This is a genomic window from Halorubrum sp. CSM-61 (assembly GCF_003781945.1).
Lineage (GTDB): Archaea > Halobacteriota > Halobacteria > Halobacteriales > Haloferacaceae > Halorubrum.
This window is the reverse complement of the sequence record NZ_RJJW01000001.1, coordinates 35,060-53,717: the sequence shown is the minus strand read 5'-3', so window position 1 is coordinate 53,717 and position 18,658 is coordinate 35,060. Positions and strand designations below refer to the sequence as shown.

Genomic DNA, 18,658 nt, shown 5'->3' with positions numbered 1-18,658 from the left:
CTGGTCGGAGTAGGGGGTTGTGCTCGCATACCCGGTACTGTCCGGTCAGCGGTCAAAAAGCCCGGTCGCGACAACTCCGAGAGACTACATCTCCCGTTTGACCGACTCCTCGACGACCTCCGGATCTTTCAGGAGCCGGTGCTGTTTGTACGTCCCGCCGGCCCGGCCGCCGCTTTTCAGTGCGGATTCGACAGTGTCGTTGAAGGCGTGTTCACGGAGGAGGTCGCGAACACGGTCGATCTTGAGATGATCGGCGCCCTCCTGATCACACACCTCTCCGTAAGCGTCGTAGATACGCGTGGTGCGAAACTTCGTCTCGTCGGTGTTTTGCGTCAGTTCGGCGAGTGCTAAGAGCACGTACCGGGCGTGCGGTGTGTCGGTCGCGAGGAGCTCACGCAGGCGATCGACCTCGGCTTTCGTCTGCGCTTCGTTGACGTGGCGTTCCCCCACCTGTTCGGCGCCCTCGCGTTCGGCGATCTTCCCGGCGTTCTTCAAGATTCGGACGGCCTTGCGGGCGTCGCCGTGTTCGCGAGCCGCAAGCGCTGCCGTCCGGGGGATGACCTCGGAGGCGAGCGCGCCGTCGTGAAACGCGTCCTCGCGGGCGTAGAGGATGTTCCGGAGTTGGTCAGCGTCGTACGGCGGAAAGACGTGCTCCTCGTTTCCGTGAGACGAGAGGACACGAGAGTTGAGTTTTTTACCCCACTCGACTTTGTTCGAGATGCCGATGACTCCGATATACGTATCCGTCTTCCCGCTTTCCGCAGCTCGGGAAAACTGCGTCAGGAGGTTGTTGACACCGTCGTCAGAGAGCTGATCTATCTCGTCGAGGATGACGATCCCGCCATCTGCGTGCTCGTCCAGTAGCGACCAGATGTACGAGTAGTAATGCGACGGCCCGAGCCCGGTGACCGGGATCGACTCGGGTTCGCCGGCGAGCTCGTTCAACTCGCGGGCGATCTTCGAGGTCACCTGCGCTTCCGTGTTGTGTTGCGCGCAATCGACGTACACCATCTCAATGTTCGTGCCACGCGATTCAGCCTCACGAACGACGCGCTGGGAGGTGTGTTTGCTCACGAGGGACTTCCCCGTCCCGGTCTTCCCGTAGATCATCGTGGACGTCGGTTCCGAGTTGGTCACCAGCGGGCCGATGTTTCTGGCGACGTACTGAATCTCCTCGGTGCGGCCGGCGATCCGGTCGCTACCCGGCACGGTAGAGATTTCGAGTAGTTCGGGGCGACGGATCAGCTCCGTCTGATTAAACACGCCCGCCTCGGCGAACAGCGGGTCGCCACCGCCGGACGTGTCTCGATCGTCGTCCGCGAAGGGACGATCGTCGTCTGGCATAGCCATGCCTTTCAAGTCCACCTACATATATCTACCCCGCTCCAACTGTATCCTAACGAAATAGGTATCGTCAGTAGGCGTATCCCGGACACGAGTACAGTTGGAACGTGGGTACACCCCCGTCGTTCCTACTGTATCGTGCCGGTAGTCGGTGTCTCGCACCCCCCTCGCTCCGAGTGTATCTCGGCCGGACCGGCGCGAGTCGTTGTCCCCCACCCACCCCTCGTTCCGACTGTATCTCGATCGCGGTGGACCCGCCTCGATCCCGAACCGCGACTCTTCCCGCAATGTTTATTACAATATGTGTCGTTTGCTACCGTACCGCACTTTCTGTGTAGTGGTAAGCCGAGGCGGCTTTCGGCGAGTGATTTGGCAGCGAACGGCCGTCCCGCGAACGCTACCCGCAGGAATCGACCGCAGCAACTGTCTCCATGGATTCTTTCTCGCCCCTACACCGAGGCCGGCTTACAGTAGGAACGAGGGGTGGGTGGGGTCTCGAACAGGACGACCACCCGTCCACTTTCACTTCCAGCGTGGATCAGGCTGAGGGTTAACTACCCGACACGGCTACATCGACACGCGGCCCACGGGTCGCTCCCGGCACAACCCCCCAAAGCTTCTGCCGACGCGTCGACGGCGCTTTTCTCGTCGTCGACGTCCGCCGCACTGGTCTTGCTTCACCGACGACAGCCGAGGCTCCGAGGTCGGCGAACTCATCGAGATCGGCGCCGCTCACGAGATGAGGGCAGTAAAGGGGGTTGTGCCGGCAGAGCGACAACGCTGTGTTGCCGCATCGAAGCTTTTCTGGTTCTATATGATAAATACTTTGGACATTCGTGTCACACGAAAGGCCAGTTCGGTTACTCGCGTGAGAGTTGTCACTGCCATATTTTACCGGTATTCGAGACGACGTAACAACACCAATGAATAATCCTCGTGACACACTCGATGACGTGCGATTCTCGGAGCTGGTAAGCGACGGCTCCGATTTTCCCGGCGTCGCAGAGCGGCTCAAATCGATCGCCGCCGCCGAGCGGGAGATGGGCCGGGAGACGACCGTCGACGAGCTGCTCGCGCAAAGTCGGCGCGTCGCGGCGCTTTTCTGTCCGTCGATGTATGCTCCCGGCGCTTGTCCTCCGAAACAGGCTCTTCGGTCAACAGAATCCCTTCGGCTCTGAGACTAACTCGTCAACAACGCTGATGCTTGCGAGTGTAGACGGTAGTAAACGGCGTGTTGGGTAGGGCGAGAACCTGTAGATTACTACAACGTAGGATTTCGGTTTTAGTCTCAGATATAGCTATGGTATGCTTTCTACTCCTAACCTACCCGATTGTGTGTATTAGGTCATTGGCAGGGGCCTCCCAAGAAACCCTTCAAGCGCGGACAGAAACGTCGTCCGGTGCTCGCCGCTGATCGCGAATAGGATTCCGAAGTATATCGCCGCTCCGGCAAGAATCACGACACCAAGTCGGATGACGGAGCCAACCGTAAGTACCTCTTTTAGGCCGATGACCACGCCGAACATGATTAGCGACGCTCCGAATTGCTCGATCATCGGCCGTGGGTACAGAGACTCCCAGGAAACGTGCTGCCTTGTAAATTGAACCAATCCTACATATCGAATGAGTTCGGCCACGATAGTCGCGACCACTACCCCGATTGCGCCAAATTTGAGTGTAAGTATTACACCGAGTAGGATATTCACTACCAGCGCGAACAAGGATAGCCGCGTCAGAACATCTGGCCGATCAAAACCGCGCGCGACACTCCCCAACACCTGTGTCTGAGTCCTGAACAGACTGTGAATGGCAAGTCCGATGAGGAGTGGCACGGCGCCAGCAAAATCGCTTCCATAGATCGTGACGATCAACTTATCGGAAACCGCGAGAGAACCAAACACGATCGGGAATCCAAAAATGCTCGCATATGCGACCGTATTCCGAATGTCGACTCGAGGGTCTTCCCCTCTGGCTACGATATTGCTCACGCGGGGCAGCAACGTCGAAGCCGACGCGTTGCTCACGAACGTCGCCGGCGCCGCTACTCTGAATGCAGCTTGGTAGAGTCCGACTGCGTCAGGGGAAAGCAGGAAACCAAGCAAGATAATATCAAAATCATTGTATATCTTTCCAATAAATGAGTTCGGAATACTATGTCTTGCATACGACCAAAGGTCCTCGAAGATCTCCCTGGAGGGCATAGACGGGACCGCATCCGTGTAATAGAGAAAGATAGGAATGGTAGCCAGTAAGGCAAATACGTGTCCAAATACCATCCCGAGGACACCGAGACCAGAGACAACTAACGCAATCTGGATTGGAACCGCGATACCTTCCCTAAGTGTTCCAGCCCAAGTTGTAACACCGACTTTGCCACGTGCCTGGGTCGTCCCTTCTAGCATCGACATCAGCCCACTCGTGGCTGCAAGCATCACGAACAAAACCGGGGCATTCTCAAGGCCAGTATATTCGATAAGTCGTTCTGCCCCTACAAGAGACAGTCCTAGCAGACCCAGTGAGAACACCGCCGTCAGAATGAATTGTGTGCCAACAATTTCGGACCGTTGTTGCTCGGTTTTGCGTTCTGAGAAGCGTTTTTTCGACGCTGTCGCCCACCCAACAAGCGGGCGGATAGCAATATTCGAAATAGTCAAGAGAAGAAAGAAGGCACCAAATCCCGTCGGGCCGAGGATTCTGGCAAAAACGATAGTCCCGAGGAAGCCGACTACTGTTGACGCTATTTTAGCTGTTGTTGCAGAAAGGGCCTCCTGACCAAGACTGACGTCTATTGGGTTGCTCTTTTCGGACATATTTGGTCCGTATCAGATGTAGATAGCCTGACCGAGAAAGTGCGTTGCCTTCAACACACCGTTCTGTAGCTGTCACTCGAACATTCTTGATTCACACAAGCGAGTCCCTAGTTGGTATAGGTGGTTTATACACATCTTCAAGGCCTTTACAAGACATGCGAGGAGAATCTCAAAGATGTCGTAAAGGGGTAGATTATGTCTAAAAACGGTGAGCCATCGTCACTCCGCCAGTGGATAAAGTCGCAGGCTGGCGAATACGACGTCGAGCCCGAGGATCTCTTGATTCAGAGTCGTCGACGGGATCCCATGTACAGAGGGACAGACGCTGACCATGCGAAGGCTGAGTGGTTCGCAGAATTGTGGAAAGAAGCGGTTGACGGGCGCGACGAGAAAGAGATCCATCCCCGCGGTGTTCACTACTATGTCACGATGAACGACCTCGATGTCGAGCCACCGACCGACTGTTCGTGGGCAATATACCAGAACACACAGCGGTGTTACGACTACTTGGAGGAAGCTTCCGTACTCGCGAGAATCCTCGGATACGTGCCTTTAGACGGTGTCCGTGACGACAAGCATGATCAGACAATTGTCACACGATATGGTGGCCATCAAGACACCGTCGACCCAGCCGAGGTGTCCATTCCGATGGGTGTCTCGACGCCGGCGATCCCGGATCCGGACGCGGAGGCCATGCTCGATTTCGACGCGGAGACGGACGATTTTGCTGAGTACGTGGCCGACCGGATCGTCGACGACCTCGCGAGTCAGATTCGGTTTGACCGGCAGAAGCAGTCGCCGTATCACGTGGAACTGTGGTGTGAGAAAACGCTACCAGGATACATCCACACGCTCGCGAAGGATCTGGGTGTGAATGTCGTCGTGGAGGGCGAGGGGGATCTCTCACTCACTATCGCGCACCAGTTCGTCCAGCGAGTGAACGAGGCGGACAAGCCGGCCGTCGTGCTCTATCTCTCCGACCACGACCCCAAGGGCGACGACATGGCAGCGAACATGAGCTCGAAGCTATCGTGGCTCGATATCCGCGGTAACCTCGCCCACAGAGTCGTCGTTGAACAACTCGCAGTAACGCCGGAGCAGATTCGCGAGCTCGGCCTACCGCGAAAGCCGATCGAGGAGTCTCGTCACACGGGGACTGGCGGTCGCGCGTACGATACCCTGGTGTCTGACTGGGAGCAGCGAAAGGGAACCGGTGCCTGCGAGTTGAACGCGCTTGAGCAGAAGGCTGAAGACTTCAAGCGAATCGTCCGCGACGGCGTGACACCGTACGTTGATCGTGAGCTCCCCGAACGGAACCGCGAGGCGATCCAGCAATGGAAGAATGACGCGCACGACGCGATCGTCGCCGCGATCGACGAGGCAGGCGTCGAGGACAACCTCGACGAGTTACGGGTGTGGCTCGATCGATTCAATGAGGAATACACGGCCGCGGCGGAGGCGTTCGAGTCACTGCGCAAATTAAAAAATCAGTCTGAGTTTCGCTCGTGGCTTCGTGAGACGTCGCAAGCCGTTGAGGAGACGTGCTTCCCCGAGGTCTCGGCGCCGGAAGGGCAGGGGTCACTGCCCGAAGATCCACTCTTCGACACGGATCGCGACTACGTCGAGAACGTTGCACGAATCGATCGCCACCGAGAGGGACAATAGTCTGAGACAGTAATAGAAGTTAGAGACGATTTAACCCGCTATTTCGCCCGGTATCGGTTTCGGTATCGATTTGGGTACCGGTTCCGATATCGATGTCGGTAACGGTATCGGTACCGGTATCGCCGGTGTGGGCGACCTTTTGTGTTGTACTGTGAAGGACAGATGGGCGCAGGCTGCGGACGCCACGGTGTCGGTCCACCTGACCCATTTCTTCTTTGTCGTGGAGTCTCTAACGTGTACGCGGTACGTAGCGCGCGGGCCAGGGATAATCGGAACGTGCGGTTACAGTTCCTCAGAGTATCATAGGTTCGCCTGTGTCGGGCTCACAGTGCCGATTCTATTGGGAAAGGAACCAATGAGAACAGGCTGGAAAAACTCACTTGATGAGTTGGCCGGCCTGCTGGCTGAGATCCTCGCCATCTTCATCGACGAGCTCGTCGATTCGGTTCTCAATCTCCGTTTCACGGACGCCGTACTTCTCACCTATCCACTCGACGACGTCGTCACGGGAGGCCCCGAACGAGGTTTCGGTCTCCATCATCTTGTTGACGCCCTCGTAGATGTACGCAGTGAGGTCCTCTGCGTTGACCGAATCGACTTCGGCGTACTCCTCGACCTCGATGTCGACCGCTTCGACGTACGTATTCAATTCAGTCTCTTTCTGTCGGCTCATCGGGTGGATGTTGTACGAGCCGGCAACACTCACTTCGTCGCCCTCACCGACGGTCTCGACAAGATCATGGAGGAGGTAGATCGGGAGTACTGGCGGGTCTTCCAGATTCGTGTTCGTCGTCTTCAGGATGACGCACTTGAAGTCGATGATGTCAGAGTGGCGTTGGATGACCCCGAACGGTCCAGAGGTTTCGCACCCCGGACACTCAACCGGTTCCCTGATATCGCCGTATGTCTGCGGGAGATACGTCAGTGTTCCGCACCGCTGGCAATTGAACGCACCCTTCTTCAGAAACGGCTGTACCTTCTCGGCGTCGACGACCTTCCCGCTGATCGAGACGAGCTCGCCCAGGTGCGATGCGCGCAAGTCGCTGACGCGAAGCGAGCGCGAGTCCGGGAGATCGTGGAACCGGACATGGAGGTTGCTCTCGATTTTCTGGATCGAATTGGAGAGGACATCCTCAGCGCACTCTTTGACGGCAGAGGGTTTTTTCAGCGTGTACTGCGCGACCTCCTCGTCGACGGCCTCGAGATCGGACCATTGGATCCGGATCGATACGTTCCCGTCTGACTGTTCTGCTTCTTGAGAATCGCCCTCGTACGCGCCAGTATACAGCGCGTTGAAGGCCGATTTCATTTGTTCTTCGTTGACCATCAGTCTTGTATCGCCTCAATAATCACGTCCCAGTCGGCGTCGAGAGCGGCTTTACCGACCTCAGTGAGGACGTACGCCTTCCCGTCTTTGGTGACGCACGGTGAGAGCGGCGTGTCTTCCTCCGAGATGTAGTTGGCAAACGTCGACGCACTGTACGAGAGGTGTTCGCCGATGTCGGAGTACGTGTGAAGGTCGTCGTAGCTACCGATCACATGGACGGCCTCAGCGAGCTTCTGACGTGTGGGCGCCTTACGTATCTCTCCCGCCTTCGTGATGACCCAGCGACGGAGCTCCGGCGGCAGTCCGTGGCGGTCGAGTACCGCCTCAACGTTTTCGCTGCCGTCTCCATCGGCCGAGCGCATCGACAACCGGCGCCGCTTGTCCGAGGAGAGCGTTTCGGAGAGTGCGATGTCCGATGGAGTGTTATACTCCCGGCGCTCCGCAAGCGCCTCCTCAACGGCCTCTGCGTCGACGTCGTCTGGTTCCATCTCGTCGGGGAAGTCTGACTCGAGGAGATACCACTCGCTGTAGGTGTCGCCGATCTCAGGCGAGGTATCGCCCGGATGAACACTCGCGTCCGGGACATGTACCCACCAGTCCTCGCCGGCGTGCCGATCGGTCCACCGGTCGGACTCGCTCTGCCGGACGCGGGCGCCGCGGGCCGTTCCGAACCGGTCGAGCCAGTGCTGGTCTCCGAGGCCGAGGCCGCAGGGAGCTCCGCGCCACTCGATCGGCCACTTTTTCTCGCCGCCTGCGATCAGCATCCCCCAGCCGACGCTGAACTCCGAGAGTTGCCGCTTCTGCTCGTGGCCGAAGTGGTAGGAGTTATCGAGCGTCTCGATCCCCTCCTCGCCGAGTCGGAGAAGGATCTTCGTCGCCATGTTCGACCGGACTGGCTTGTAAACGTCGTTGAGCTTCTGTGTCGACCCGAGCAGTAGGATACGCCGCGACCCGCCCCGAGTCGAGAGCGTGAAGAGCGTCTGCCGGAGTGACTTGACCTGCTCTTTGTACCGGGCGTCGCCGAGCTTTGAGGGTGCGATGTCCTTGAGCTCGCGAATCTCAAGCGCAACCCGAGGGAGCCGCGGGTACTCGTCCCTGACCTTGTAGACGAGCCGGAGCCACAGATCGATGATCGTGTACTTGATCGACTCCTGACCGTCCGCGATAAAGTTACAGCAGAGGACAGCGGCTTGCTCCTGGTTGGCGACGACATCCCGCATCGAGATGTTCGTCTCGGCGGCAGCGCTCGCGATGAGACCGTCCCCTGCGAGTTTCGAGAGTCGGGCAGCCGCCTTGTTGAGCGCCTTCGACCGCTCCATTTCGTAGTGAGCGGTGTAGGTCTCTTGGGAGCCGTTCTGGGCCTGCTCGGTCCACTCAATCGTCGCGTTCTGGTTGCCGGCCTTCTCTTGGATCCGTCCGACGAGCTCAGGGATGCCGCCCGAGTTCTCGAGCGTCTCTTGGAGCGCCTGCTCGATGCGGTCTTCCGCAGTCTCGTCACTCGTGTTGACGCCGGAGAGGCGCAAGATGAGGTGGGGCGTAAGGCTATCGACGCCGATCGTGAACTCCCGAAAGTTGTTCGGGAGCGTGTCGGGGACGCCCTGCATCGCCGGGACGAACACCTCCGAGTCGAACGCCTTCGGGTCTTGGTCGAGCCGGTCGAGGTTCGACCGGATGCCGGGGTCGTCGTTCGGGATCGAGATCATCGGCGTCTCCATCCGACCGTCGTCGAAGATGGAGATGTATTTGTAGCCGTGCTCGTTCCAGAGGTTCATCCCGATGCTCGCGAGCGTCGAGTCCTTGCCCGAGCGCGGGAGCGCGACGCACAGGATGTGGTCGCACGACTGGTGTGGGATCTCGACGGCCGCGTCCTCGGTCGAAAGCGACGTCGCCGCCTTCAGCCGGCGCCGACCGACCGGCGTCGGGTTCTCCGTCTTCTCCGAGCCCGGCTCGTCGATCGTCTCCATCGTCACCGGCGCGTACGGCGTCATCTCCGTGACCGACGAGTAGTAGTTGAGCGCCTTCGCGACGTTCAAGAGTACCTTGTACTCGGTCTCGGGGTCCGGAGAGCGGTTCCCGGTCTCTCGAAGCCGGGTGTGACGCCGGAACTGCGAGCGGATGCTCGTCGCCTCCCGAGCCGATAGCTCCGTGTTGTCTTCGAGGAGTGACTCCCGACGGTCGATCACGACCTCGACATCGTCGTCCTCCCAAAGGAGTTCGTGAAGTTCTCCGAGGACCTCGCTTGCCGCTTCGCTGTCTTCGGCGAGGACCTCCTTCGCGATCGTCAGGTGATCTCGGACTTCTGCCTCGACGTTGAGGTCCTCTTTCTGCTGTCGTTTCCGTCGCTTCTCTCGAAGGAGCCCCTCAACTGTATCGTCGATACTCCCGTCATCGCGCGCCTGAATGTCGACGCTGTCGCTGGATACTTGCATTTGTGATAATTGTGGTAGTGCTGCCTACGCACCGGTGTCGACCCACGGAATGTGGGGCTGTTCGGCATCCGGGAGCATGTAGCCCCCCTCGTCGTCGGCGGAGACGGAGGCAGCGAACTGCGTTCGGAGCTTCGCGAGCTCAGGCTCGATCCGTCGCGAGCGAAGGTGAACGATGGTCACCGTCTTCTCGTTGCCATCGGTGTCCTCGAGGTCGACATCGTGCTCGGCGAGCACTTCAGGGTAGAGATCTTCGTAGCACTCGGCGATCAGATCGGGGTCGTGCCCGAGTCCGAAGTCGCGATTCATCACCCGCTCGGCGAGTTGATCCTTCGGTACGATGCCCGCAGGATCACGCGCTTGCTTGACTTCGCGAACGATATCGTCGTAGATCGCCGCGCGGCCGTCTTCCTCGTCACCGTACTCGGTGTAGTACAGCGCGGGGTCGTACGTCCGGATGTCGCGGTGGAACTTCTCCTGAATCGCGGGGTAACACTCGCCCGAGTTGAGGAACTGGTGCCAGCGGCCGGCGAGTTTGTTCGCGAGGCGGGCCTTGTCGTAGTCTGCGTATCGCTTCCCAGACATCCACGCCATGTAGACGGTAATCTCCTCTGTTTCGACACGCTTCGCGAGGACGCGAACCGTGTTCCAGCTTGCGGCCTCGGTCTCGTGCCGGAGGGATTCGAGACGCCGATGCTGCCGCCATTTGTAGCCAGTGTAGTAGACTCCGCCGACGAGGGTCGAGACCGCGATGATGATCGGGTAGACCCACACGCTGAACCAGAGCGTCTGGTTCAGCACGACGATCAGCATGGCAGTGAGAGAAGCCGGGATCCCGAACCGATATGCGAGCTCGGAAACGTTGAGTCCCGTCGCGAGGTCCATCCGTAGCGTCTGGATCCCACGCTTCAGCCGGGTCGCGATGCTTACCGTCGTCGGCTCGTCGACGTCGGTCTCATCAGTATCGGTCGCATCCTCACCCTCGTACGGCACCAACTCGGTGGGTTCCGACTCCGTATCCGCGACAAGGTTGCCGTCCTCGTCACGCGTGAGGCCGTGAACGACCGCATCCTTCGGGTCCGGTGGTGCTGGAACCTCGGCGTCTGTATCAGCCGCGGAGAGCGCCTCTGCGACATCGAACCCCTTACACGCTCCGTCAAAGAGCATCGCCTCGGTGATGTCGTTGACGTCCTCTTCTCCCCATCCAGAGAGTTTTGCGTTCAGCGGATCGACACCGACCGCTTCGTACAGGGCGTCCCGATCGATATGTTTCGACTCCTCCTTTGGAGTGGCGGTATCGTCATCCTCATCGGTTGTGTCCTCTACATCGCCATCACCAGCCTCCACCAGCGCACCGCCGAAGTCCGGTTCTGGTAGCCCCGGCGTCTCGACGCTTCGACTCTCGGTGTCGATCACCGACTCTTCAGCGACAGTGTCTCCGTCGAGATCGAGCTCGCCGCTGAACGCTCGGAGCAGCTTCGCCTTGAGTTGGTCTTTCGAGTGGTCGGTCGTCCCGTCGATCGGGATCGTCCCGTTCGTCGTCCGCGCCTCGGCGGCGAGCCGCCGCACCGTACGGACCGAAAAGCGCGTTTCTGAAGCCGCTTCTCGAGCCATCATCCGCCCGGTCATCTTCGCGTAGAAGAGCGCACCGAGCAGGAACAGCATACCCCACGCCCAGAAGTTCGTCATCAACCTCGCGACGAACGTCAGCATGGGCTCGGAGTCCGCCGCCAGTTCCATGCTCGACGAGAAGAAGGCGCCGATCGCCGCCAAGAACACCATTCCGAGAACGGCCGTGAGGAGCACCGCGAGTCGGAGCCGGAGTCGGTAGCTACCTCCACCGAGACGCATGATCGCGCGTTCGACCCACTCTCGTAAGGTCACGCTCGGGGTTGCGGATTCGAGGTATGCGGCCGTCGAATCGAGTGTGTCCGCCGTCGAGTCGCGTGCGCTGCCGAGTCTATCCGCTGTGGACTCGCGTGCGCTGCCGAGGTACTCTTTGGGTTTATCCATCAGTCGTCCCCTCCAGTCGCCGTGCCGCCGCTGTATCCACTCCCACGATCGGACTCAGCGTAGGTGATGTCGGTGCCGCTGTTCCGGTCCGAGATGAGCTGCTGTATCTGTCCGAGTGCGTCATCGTACTCTCGCTGCCCGTAGTGTGCGCTCATCCGCTTCAGTACGTACTTGAGGTGAACCAGCGCCTCGTCTTCAGTCAGATAGCCGCTCCGAAGGATCGGCTCGAGCCACGTACTCGTGAGCGCCTCGGCGTCGACGAGGTCACTGACACCGTGGTGTCGGAGCTTCGGCGGACCGATCGGATCTCCGTTCTTGTCAGTGAGTACGTCACCATTCGCGTCCGTAAGCGGGTCAACATCATCAGTCTCCGGATCGGCCATGATGATGTTCCCACTCTCGTCACGCTGTGGGTCGCCGACAGCCGCAAGATCGGCAAGTTGCTTGACCGTCGACACGCCGAAGCGGTCGTTCCACAGGATATCGCGACCGCCGATCTCGTCGATCGAGGACAGCGGCTCCTCGGCCGCCGCTTCGCGCTGCTCTTCGTAGAACCGCTGGTACTTCTCGCGCTTGTCCTTGGCCGCGTTCCCGGCGTTCTTCTTGGCACGGATCTTGTGACCGTGCGTGGTGTAGATGTAGCGGGCGGTGAGGATTATCACGACGCCGACGAACGCGATGAACAGTGACGACTGCGAGGCCGTCACGATCACCGCGAAGAAGGCAGCGAGCTCGGGACCGAGTAGGTTCGAGAAGATCTCTGCCTGCTCCTTCGTGTCCTCGTAGTAGGCGCGAATGCCCTCGGTCGTCGTTTCGTAGCCGTTGGCTTCCGCGTCGCTGCGCACGCTTCGGAGGAACGTCGACATCTCTTGTAGTTCCGCCGAGGCGACGATCTGGTTCGTGTCCGACGCGTAGAGGCTGACCGACCGCTCAGAGCCGTCGGTGTAGAAGAGCTTGATCGTGAACAGGCTCTCGCCGTCCGGCGGTGCTGCGTCCTCAGCGAAGTCAACCTGGATGGTCTGTCCACCATCAAGCACGCGCACTTCCGCACCCGGCTGCTGGATGCGAGCTGCTTCGACCTCCTCGGTCACCGAGAAGATCGCGAACTCGCCGACCACGTTGTAGCCGTCAGCCTCCTGTTTGGCGGTGATGGATGCGTATTCGGCGCCGATATCGACAGGTGCGATTCGCGATCGCTCGGCCAAACTCGGCCGGTCAGGGTTCGTTGTTGCCGTCGTATTGTTCGTCTCGTTGGTCTGCATCGCGACATCAGTCTCGATGCTCTCCACGGCAACTGTATCGACCGCTCCCGCCGACGGCGCCGGTGAAGAGCTCGCGGCCGCGGCCGGCGCTGCCATCGTGACGGACGCCAGCACCAGCAGGCCGAGCACGACGAGCGTGACGCTGCGGGCACGGGTGTCAGTCATCGATTCCCTCCAGGTCCGGAGTTGCTTCCGTCTGCGAGTGCTTCCGGCGTCTCGCCGTTGCTACGGCTGGAACGCCCGACGTCTTCGTGCTGTTCAACGACTTGTGTCTCGTGGCTGTTTCCTAAGATATCGCTCATGTCTTTGATCTGCGCAAGAACCTCCTCGAAGTTCTGCTCGCGAGCACGCTCGAGGTCGCCCTCGATCGTTTTGAGTTGATCTTGGAGGTTGGCGATCCGCGTTTCGAGCATTCGCCGCTCGTCGCGGAGCATCTCGTTATCGTTCTGAACCTGCCGATACTCCCGCCTCGACAGCGTGAACGGCGGCTTGTATCGGTAGTCGAAGGGTTTTCCCTCCGCCTTATGGACTCGGTCGCCTTTCGTCCGCCACTCGACAGTCTGGTCGTCGAGCCACGTCGCGTGTTCGGGAACGAGGTGACCGATCTTATCGTCCGGGGGCCTGAACACTGCCGCCTGTCGTAGCTCACGGTCCTCGACGATCGCCTTCGCACGACGGTAGAGACCGAAGATTCGGTTTCGGCTGTACTCGTGGATAACCGTCCCGTCTTCCGTCTCGGCGATGTCGTCGGTGTTGAAGTAGATCGTCTTCTTCGTCTGGAGTTCGCCCTTGTCGTCCTCGAACTTGATGTGGGCCTCTCCCTCGCCACGGTTGCGTTTCCGCTCGTACGCGATCGCTCCCACAGACGTGAGCATGGCCGCGAGAATGAGTTGCGTCTGCTGAGCGTACCATATCTGCGTCGGCGAACCAGTCTTCGCGAACGAGTAGACCTCGTACGTCACGATGAACCCGACGAGACAGGCCCCCAGCAGCATGAACTGCGTTGGCCGCTGCATCTGGCCGAACTTTGAGCGAAGTGGGAGCGAGTAGTCCTGTTGCTCCGCTTCGTGCTCTGCGCGCTCGCGTGAGCTCTCCTGGTTCGTTTCTCCCTTACTGAGATAGCGCCGTGCGAAGTAGGCGATGACGACGAGGAACAGTAGCGCGATCGCCGCAGCGAGGGCGATCCGTTCGATACTTGCCATCAGTCATCCCCTCCGTCGTGACCGTTCTTGAGACGGTCAAGCTCCTCTCTCGAGACGGCGCCAGCCAGTGCTTCCTCGTTCGCGATGGCTCGCTTCACGGCCTCGCTCTCGTCATCGTGGAGGATGATGTTCTCGACGCGCATCAACAGGAGTTGCCCGCGTCGGAGTAGCGGGCCGTAGTCTTGGCTCAGGTCCTCGAGCCGATCGAGGAGGACATCGCACGAATTGTCGACTGCGTACTCGCGGAGAAGGTAGCGAAGCGTGTCCGGATCTTGAGTCTGGTCCATGATACGGTTCCGACGATCTACCTCCGTCGTGTCCGTCAACACCGGACACGCACTACCGTAATACTCGCAGTCCGAGCACTCCTCGGGGAACGCCTCTTCGGGCGATCGGACGCCGGGTTTAATCCGCATCGCGTTATCGCGGCGCAGTGAGGTAAGCTCCGAAGAGATGTACTCCCGCGCGGTAGCAGTAGGCACGTCTGATGCGTCGATCAACCACTCCGAGACCGCCTCCCGGAGTTCTTCGTCGTGGATGTCTGGTCGGTACTTCAGTAGCTCCTCACGGATGTAGTCGAGTTGCTGTCGCCGAGAGCTGAGGTCGGTCCCGGAGTCATCTCCGTAGGACGGGGAAGGCGCTGACACTGTCAGTCACCACCGTCAGTCTCAGTCTGGTGTCGGGTTCGTCGGTAGCTGTCGCTCGTCGTGGATTCTGTCTGTTTCATTGGTTGAGTCTACGGGTTCGTTTGAGGTTGCGTCTCGTCGATGAGCTCGTCTCGAGACGGGACTGAGTGGGTCGTGATATCAGCAGCGTCGACGGCGGCGTCGTACTCCGTCGACGACGGCGCCGGCACGCGCTGCGGGAACTGATCCTCGATTGCGTCCGACGGGGTCAAGAGGAGCCCGCCAGAGGGCGTTATCTGCGTGAGGACCTCACTTCCGGCCTCGATATCGAGCGTCGTGTCCGTCGCCATGCTAATCGGAAAGTAGAGTTGGAGCCCCCGACGGTTCGATGTCGGGGTCAGAAACTCACATCCACTCATCTGTCTGTCCTCCTCTCGGGGGATTGAGTGGCCGTTGTAGCAGAGTTGTAGCATCGTTATAACGTCGCTCGTTAAGAGAATCGCCCGCCGTGGGGCCGAGTTCGGCCTCAGCAGTCTGGGTTCCCATCAATCTGCATCACCGAGCATCGCTCGAATGTCGTATCTGGCGTCCGCGAAGCGCACACGGAACAACCACATGTAACTCACGATGAGAATGAGTACCGCATAGAACATCGGCCCGTCTGTGCCCATCAGGATCAGCCCGAAGAGGACGATCCCGACAAGCGCGTAGAACGCCTGTGAAAGGTTGCCCCAAAATCGGGCGGGTTCTTCACGCCAGCGATAGAGCAGCTCTCCGACGAAGAGCGCGAGAAGGAAGCCAACAAGACCGAGTAGTACGTTCATCAGTTGTCCTCCCTCTCGAAGTCGCTGGTATCTCCATCACCGCGGCCTGCGATCAGGTCACGGGCCTGCATCCCGCCGTTTGCTCCGAGGTTCTTCGTCTTGTAGAGGTCGTACGCGGCAGGACCGCCGAAGAAGATCGCCGCGATTGCTACGACCAGGAGGATCGCGACGATGAAGCCGCCGCCGGCGAGAAGTGCCGGCAGCATCACGAGCCCGATCAAGCCGAGCCCGATCACGTAAAGCGGCCTCATGTCGCCGTCACCCCTGCGATCGGGGCGTCGAAGCTCTGCTCTGACCCGTCAGAGAACAGGTCCGGAATGCCAGAGAGGTATTCACGAACCTCGTGTTCCGTCTTCTCTCTGAAGTTCGGGTTTGCGGTAAAGCGTACCTCGGCCTCCGGATCGTTAAACCGGAACGTGACCTGCTGTTCGTCCGACTCCGTGATGTAGACCTTCTCAGAGCTTTCACGAGTGAGTGTATTCCACGATTGTTCGTCATCGGTGGTATACATCGCCTGCCACTCGTCGACCTGTTCGTCTGTGTTCGGGTTCTTGAGCGGCACAGTTACCTCCTGTTCGTTGTCTGGGCTGAGCGTGTACTGCCGTTGCTCGAGGTCTTTATCGAAGAACCGTTCTGTGAGTCGATCAGCGACGCTTTGAGCCTTTTCTGTTCGTTCCGATGCCCACGACAGCGAGAGGACGCGCGCCTCCGAGGGCGCGAACGTGGCCGTCGTATCTGGCGGTAGGACGAACGTCACCTCGGTGTACGTCTCCGAGGTGTTGAAGTCGTGGATCGCATCCCACGTCGCAGAGTGGTTTCCGTCGTTCGACTCGATGCTGCCGGGGATCTTCGCCGCCGGCATCGCGTCTTCGCTCACCTGAACTGTTATCCCCACACAGTACCCGTTCGGGTTCTCTCCAGTGACGCGGTAGAAACCAGATGTTTCTGCGACCGTGACGCGCGTGTTGTCTACGGTCGACTGTGCTTTCGATTCGTTTTGGAGCTTGGAAACCGTCTGGTTGTGAGCTCGAAACGCGTCGTGTGCGATTTCGGTCTGGCAGGTGTCTTCTACGCTGTACTGGGATGCCGTGTTGGCGTCGGTCGTCGAGGCCGCGAGAGCTCCCGAGGCCGTCGCCGAGATCAGCAGCACGGCGATGATCCCAACGACTGCAACCGAGGGGACTATTTCCATGGTATCACTCCGACGAGCCAGTCGATTGTGTTCTGCCAGCGGCGTCGCCAGCGATCGCCGGCCTCTCCTGTCGCGTAGCCTCGTGCCCACGTCTGTATCCGTTTACTGGGGAGGATCGACCGGATGAGTAGCCCGAGCATGACCGCCGCGAAGATCGCGATTAAAAACGAGTTCGAGGCAGCAGCGATCAGTGCGAGCCCGACCACCAGCGCCACGAAGACGAGTCTGGCGGCGATCCGCCAGCCCACGCGTTCACCTTGCTGTGCTTTCCGTCTGAGTTTCATTCCGTCGAGCATTATTCGGACCTCCAGAACGGGATGTCATAGTCGTCCGCGACCGGGAACCGACTGCGGAGCCGTCGCCAGTACGACTCTCCCGCCGGCGTCCCTCGGAAAAACCACGCGAACAGGAGCAATGCCGCCCAGACCGCGATGAACGTCCACGCGAGTCCTCCCGTCAAGAACCCGGTGAGAAACGTGACACCGATCAGGACAGCGTTCGCGTTGATCTGTTCACGACGGCTCGTACTCCGAAGCCCGAACGCCCTCGGGATCATCTGGAAGACGAAGTTGATCAGGTCTCGGATCGAAGGTGGCAGGACGTCGTCGAACTGGAATTCCGCGAAATATCTGTACGTGCTCCTCGCAAGCCCGGATATCTGCTTCCAGGTCCACCTCGTCACGCGCCACGCGAGTCGCCCCGTCGCGACGGCCGCCCACACGCCGATCGCGATTACGGCGAGTGTCCCGTAGAGGACCGACCAGATCAGGAGCTTCGCACGCTGGCCCCACGAGTCGGCCTGGACGAGCATCCCGAGGTACGCACGCAGGAGAAGCACCTGCGTCTTCGCCCAGCCGTGTTCTCGCCGCATCTGGCGGCCCGCGTTCGCGGGATCGACCGGCTCACCCGTCATCGGAGGCGACCCCATGCTTGGGCCAGCTTGTCGCCGATCCATTTGAGCGAGACCGTCACGATCCCGGCGAGCGCCACGAGTAGATACCAAACCACGGCCGCGAGGCTCAGAAGCAGGTAGCCACTCGCGACGCCGAGCTCCCAGAGGATCCGGAGGGGGTTCGGTGGTGTGTCTTTCAGTTCACCCGCGGCGTCCTTCATCGCCTTCGACGCGTTTCGCCTGTACGTCTGATCCCGGCGCTCCATCGCTCGGAGCTGTGCCTCTCGGTGGCGCTCGGGCTCGCCGTGCCAACCTTTCTGACTACTCATTGGAGGAAGTCGAACGTGCCGCTCACGTCGTTCCCGTACTTCCCGCCGATGCGGGCTAAGTAGTTACGCGGCGGCGTTTCGTTTTTCGACACGTACTCCTTCCGGAACTCGACGAGATCGTCCGGGCCGTCGGTCGTCGCAGAGTCCGTAAGCGTCACCTCCTCGTCGACTGTCATCGAGGTCTCGTTGACGACAGAGAGGTTCTCGTACGTGTACGGGTCGGTGCTGTTGTTGACGGTCGCCGTGAGGTAGACCGTCTCCGTGATGACGTCAGTGCTGAAGCCATCGCGTGTCTCCTTCGAGCAGTGGATCGCGACGACGTCACGCGACGCGTTCGCCTCGACGCGGTCGTTGAGGTACGTCGCGTACGCTGCGTTGTTGTCGTTGATCTCTGTCTGGATGTCTGCCGCACACTCGGCGGGTGTTCGATCCGCGCCTCCGAACGGGTTAGCAGAGCTCGCCGCACCGCTGGCGGCCGCAACCACGTTCTGTGCGAAGCCGATCGGGTCGTCTCGTACCTGATCGACGATTGACTGCCCGGTCGAGCCGAAGAGCTCGCTCACGAGCCCATCATCCGTTGAGTCGCTCTGGGCGGCGGCCGGCGCTGCGACGCCGGCGATGATGACGACGCCAACGAGCAGCAGCGCGATCGTTCGTCGCATCTCAGCTACCTCCGTTATCTGCGGTGTGATTGTGTTGTGTCATTGTGTATGAAGCCCGGATTGACCACCCACAGAATTGAACAG

The 18,658-nt window shown here is 59.8% G+C and carries 18 protein-coding genes; 2 read left to right on the top strand and 16 right to left on the bottom strand.

The features are described 5' to 3' along the window. Window positions 1–84: 84 nt before the first annotated feature. A complete protein-coding gene (locus tag EDM04_RS00245; RefSeq protein WP_123619185.1) occupies window positions 85–1,344 on the bottom strand; it encodes a Cdc6/Cdc18 family protein in 1,260 nt (419 codons plus the stop codon). A 923-nt stretch (window positions 1,345–2,267) separates the two neighbouring features. Here EDM04_RS00245 and EDM04_RS00240 point away from each other — a divergent pair. Continuing rightward, complete coding sequence (locus tag EDM04_RS00240) at window positions 2,268–2,522, top strand: hypothetical protein (RefSeq protein WP_123619184.1); 255 nt, start codon at window positions 2,268–2,270, stop codon at window positions 2,520–2,522. Between the two features lie 162 nt (window positions 2,523–2,684). On the opposite strand, the gene EDM04_RS00235 is transcribed toward EDM04_RS00240, so the two are convergent. Beyond that, a complete protein-coding gene (locus tag EDM04_RS00235) occupies window positions 2,685–4,154 on the bottom strand; it encodes a lipopolysaccharide biosynthesis protein (protein WP_123619183.1) in 1,470 nt (489 codons plus the stop codon). A 306-nt stretch (window positions 4,155–4,460) separates the two neighbouring features. On the opposite strand from EDM04_RS00235, the gene EDM04_RS00230 reads away from it, so the two are divergent. Continuing rightward, the gene (locus tag EDM04_RS00230) at window positions 4,461–5,819 is read left to right on the top strand and encodes a hypothetical protein (RefSeq protein ID WP_241154824.1); all 1,359 of its coding nucleotides are present in this window, start codon (window positions 4,461–4,463) and stop codon (window positions 5,817–5,819) included. A gap of 376 nt (window positions 5,820–6,195) precedes the next feature. Here EDM04_RS00230 and EDM04_RS00225 read toward each other — a convergent pair whose 3' ends face one another. From EDM04_RS00225 to EDM04_RS00160, 14 genes are all read right to left on the bottom strand, one after another. Next, window positions 6,196–7,146, bottom strand: a complete 951-nt coding sequence (locus EDM04_RS00225; RefSeq protein WP_123619181.1) for a minichromosome maintenance protein MCM — start codon at window positions 7,144–7,146, stop codon at window positions 6,196–6,198. Beyond that, a complete protein-coding gene (locus EDM04_RS00220) occupies window positions 7,146–9,575 on the bottom strand; it encodes a hypothetical protein (protein WP_123619180.1) in 2,430 nt (809 codons plus the stop codon). The genes EDM04_RS00225 and EDM04_RS00220 overlap by 1 nt, the downstream gene beginning before the upstream one ends. Before the next feature lie 24 nt (window positions 9,576–9,599). Then, a complete protein-coding gene (locus tag EDM04_RS00215) occupies window positions 9,600–11,585 on the bottom strand; it encodes a hypothetical protein (protein WP_123619179.1) in 1,986 nt (661 codons plus the stop codon). Beyond that, window positions 11,585–13,012 (bottom strand): hypothetical protein, encoded by a 1,428-nt coding sequence (locus EDM04_RS00210; protein ID WP_123619178.1) that lies wholly within the window; start codon window positions 13,010–13,012, stop codon window positions 11,585–11,587. Before EDM04_RS00210 ends, EDM04_RS00215 begins: the two co-directional genes overlap by 1 nt. After that, on the bottom strand, window positions 13,009–14,049 hold the full coding sequence (locus tag EDM04_RS00205) for a hypothetical protein (RefSeq protein ID WP_123619177.1): 1,041 nt from the start codon (window positions 14,047–14,049) through the stop codon (window positions 13,009–13,011). The genes EDM04_RS00210 and EDM04_RS00205 overlap by 4 nt, the downstream gene beginning before the upstream one ends. After that, entirely contained in the window at window positions 14,049–14,696 is a 648-nt protein-coding gene (locus EDM04_RS00200) for a hypothetical protein (RefSeq protein WP_123619176.1), read from the bottom strand. Before EDM04_RS00200 ends, EDM04_RS00205 begins: the two co-directional genes overlap by 1 nt. An 89-nt stretch (window positions 14,697–14,785) precedes the next feature. Beyond that, complete coding sequence (locus tag EDM04_RS00195) at window positions 14,786–15,094, bottom strand: hypothetical protein (RefSeq protein ID WP_123619175.1); 309 nt, start codon at window positions 15,092–15,094, stop codon at window positions 14,786–14,788. Between the two features lie 126 nt (window positions 15,095–15,220). Continuing rightward, on the bottom strand, window positions 15,221–15,499 hold the full coding sequence (locus tag EDM04_RS00190; protein ID WP_123619174.1) for a hypothetical protein: 279 nt from the start codon (window positions 15,497–15,499) through the stop codon (window positions 15,221–15,223). Then, entirely contained in the window at window positions 15,499–15,750 is a 252-nt protein-coding gene (locus tag EDM04_RS00185) for a hypothetical protein (protein ID WP_123619173.1), read from the bottom strand. Before EDM04_RS00185 ends, EDM04_RS00190 begins: the two co-directional genes overlap by 1 nt. After that, window positions 15,747–16,691, bottom strand: a complete 945-nt coding sequence (locus tag EDM04_RS00180; protein ID WP_123619172.1) for a hypothetical protein — start codon at window positions 16,689–16,691, stop codon at window positions 15,747–15,749. Before EDM04_RS00180 ends, EDM04_RS00185 begins: the two co-directional genes overlap by 4 nt. After that, entirely contained in the window at window positions 16,682–16,987 is a 306-nt protein-coding gene (locus EDM04_RS00175; RefSeq protein ID WP_123619171.1) for a hypothetical protein, read from the bottom strand. The genes EDM04_RS00180 and EDM04_RS00175 overlap by 10 nt, the downstream gene beginning before the upstream one ends. Then, window positions 16,987–17,604, bottom strand: coding sequence for a hypothetical protein (locus EDM04_RS00170; RefSeq protein WP_123619170.1), 618 nt, complete (start codon window positions 17,602–17,604; stop codon window positions 16,987–16,989). Before EDM04_RS00170 ends, EDM04_RS00175 begins: the two co-directional genes overlap by 1 nt. Next, window positions 17,601–17,912 carry a hypothetical protein gene (locus EDM04_RS00165; protein WP_123619169.1) on the bottom strand — a complete coding sequence of 104 codons (312 nt, stop codon included), beginning with the start codon at window positions 17,910–17,912 and terminating at the stop codon, window positions 17,601–17,603. The genes EDM04_RS00170 and EDM04_RS00165 overlap by 4 nt, the downstream gene beginning before the upstream one ends. Then, a complete protein-coding gene (locus EDM04_RS00160) occupies window positions 17,909–18,574 on the bottom strand; it encodes a hypothetical protein (protein WP_123619168.1) in 666 nt (221 codons plus the stop codon). The genes EDM04_RS00165 and EDM04_RS00160 overlap by 4 nt, the downstream gene beginning before the upstream one ends. Window positions 18,575–18,658: the final 84 nt, after the last annotated feature.